A 1,813-nucleotide genomic window follows, 5' to 3' on the forward strand; every position below is an offset into this window, starting at 1 on the left:
CTGCGCGAGGATGACCGCATCGCTTTCGGCATGCTGGGATCGCTGTCGGTCCGCTTGCGCCATCTGGTGACGCAGATCGAGCAGCTTCAGGTCCAGCCGGCGCCGCAGCGGGTCGCTGCCTTCCTGATGCGGGTCTGCCCGTCGGGCGATGGCCCGGCGCAGTTCCAGCTCCCCTTCGACAAGGCGCTGATCGCCCGCCGCCTGGGCATGCAGCCGGAAACCCTGTCGCGGGCGCTGGCCAAGCTGCGCGCTGTCGGCGTGGAAACCCAGGGGCTGATCGTCAGCGTTGCCGAGCGCGCCGCCCTGCGCGCCATGGCCGAAGCCGGTGAGGATGAGTGACGGAACCGTGGACCCGGCTGTTGTGACAGCATCGCTGCCGGGGTTCAGACCGGATTGACGGCGCTGTCCCCCCGTGCGAGTTTGCACCCCCCGGTACCGCATTTGTTCAGGATTTCGAGGCAGCGATGGGCGACAGCAAGACGGTGGCGACAGCATCGGATCCGGCGCAGGATCTGGTGGCCTTCGCCGGTGACCGGCGCTTCGCCACCGTGATGGCGGACCCGCCCTGGCGTTTCGTCAACCGCACCGGCAAGATGGCGCCCGAGCATCGCCGCCTGTCCCGCTACGGCACCATGACGGTGGAGGACATCTGCGCCCTGCCGGTCGCCGACATCGCCGCACCGACCGCGCACCTCTATCTCTGGGTTCCCAACGCCCTGTTGCCGGAAGGGCTGCAGGTGATGCGCAGCTGGGGCTTCGACTACAAGACCAACCTGATCTGGCACAAGGTGCGCAAGGATGGCGGGTCGGACGGGCGCGGTGTCGGCTTTTACTTCCGCAACGTGACCGAACTGATCCTGTTCGGCGTCCGCGGCAAGAAGGCCCGCACGCTGCCGCCCGGCCGGACCCAGGTCAATCTGATCGAGAGCCGCAAGCGCGAGCACAGCCGCAAGCCGGACGAGCAGTATGAATTGATCGAGGCCTGCAGCCCAGGCCCCTATCTGGAGATGTTCGCCCGCGGCGCCCGGCCCAACTGGTCGGTGTGGGGCAACCAGGCCGACGACAGCTATGAGCCGACCTGGAAGACCTATGCCTTCAATTCCGCCACCGACCGCGAGGCGGCGGCGGAGTAGGAGGGGAGGAGCGTCCGCTCCCCCTCACAGCACCCCCAGCGCCTCCAGGTCCCGTCGCAGGGCTTCGGCACCCAGGAACAGGTGCGCCGACATGCCCACCGACTTTGCCGCCTCGACATTGTCGGGGTTGTCGTCGATGAAGTAGCAGTCTTTTGGTTCGAGACCGTAACGATCCGTCAGCAGCCGATAAATCGCCGGATCGGGCTTCACCAGCCGTTCCTGACCCGAAACGATGATCCCGTCGAAGCCGTTCAGGAACTCGAAGCGCTTGCGCGTCACCTCGAACTTCTCGACCGAGAAGTTGGTGATGGCGTAGACCGGGATGCCCCGCGCCTTCAGCTCCGCCAGGATCTCCGGCGTGCCGGGGATCGCGCCGGGCACCATGCGCTCCCACATGTCGTCATAGGCGCGGATCAGTTCGGCGCAGTCCGGATGTTCCTCGGTCAGCAGGGCGACCGCGTCCTTCCAGGGGCGGCCGCGGTCCTGCTCCAGGTTCCAGGCCGGGGTGCAGACCCGGTCGAGGAAATCCTCCATCAGGTCTTCATAACCATCGAACAGCTCGCGGTAGAGATGCCGCGGATCCCATTCGATCAGCACCTGGCCGACATCGAAGACGATGACGGCCGGCTTGGCGACGGACGGCTTGGTCGGCTCAGTCATTCCGGTCATCCAACAATCCG

The 1,813-nt window shown here is 66.4% G+C and carries 3 protein-coding genes; 2 read left to right on the forward strand and 1 reads right to left on the reverse strand.

Annotation, left to right across the window (positions count from 1 at the left end; translation table 11 throughout):
• Both I71_RS15560 and I71_RS15565 read left to right on the forward strand, forming a co-directional pair.
• On the forward strand, positions 1–339 hold a 339-nt coding region (locus tag I71_RS15560; protein ID WP_042695759.1), incomplete at its 5' end, for a Crp/Fnr family transcriptional regulator.
• Between the two features lie 125 nt (positions 340–464).
• Positions 465–1,133 (forward strand): MT-A70 family methyltransferase, encoded by a 669-nt coding sequence (locus tag I71_RS15565; protein WP_042695760.1) that lies wholly within the window; start codon positions 465–467, stop codon positions 1,131–1,133.
• A 24-nt stretch (positions 1,134–1,157) separates the two neighbouring features.
• Here I71_RS15565 and I71_RS15570 read toward each other — a convergent pair whose 3' ends face one another.
• Positions 1,158–1,802: an HAD family phosphatase gene (locus I71_RS15570; RefSeq protein ID WP_083897186.1), complete on the reverse strand. Its 645-nt coding sequence runs from the start codon at positions 1,800–1,802 to the stop codon at positions 1,158–1,160.
• Positions 1,803–1,813: the final 11 nt, after the last annotated feature.

The sequence above is a fragment of the Azospirillum sp. B506 genome, from assembly GCF_000333595.1.
Taxonomy (GTDB): Bacteria; Pseudomonadota; Alphaproteobacteria; order Azospirillales; family Azospirillaceae; genus Azospirillum.

Bases quoted from the DNA above. Each gene is read 5' to 3' on its own strand.
- I71_RS15565 (WP_042695760.1), top strand. From the start codon at position 465: ATGGGCGACAGCAAGACGGTGGCGACAGCATCGGATCCGGCGCAGGAT.
- I71_RS15570 (WP_083897186.1), bottom strand. From the start codon at position 1,802: ATGACCGGAATGACTGAGCCGACCAAGCCGTCCGTCGCCAAGCCGGCC.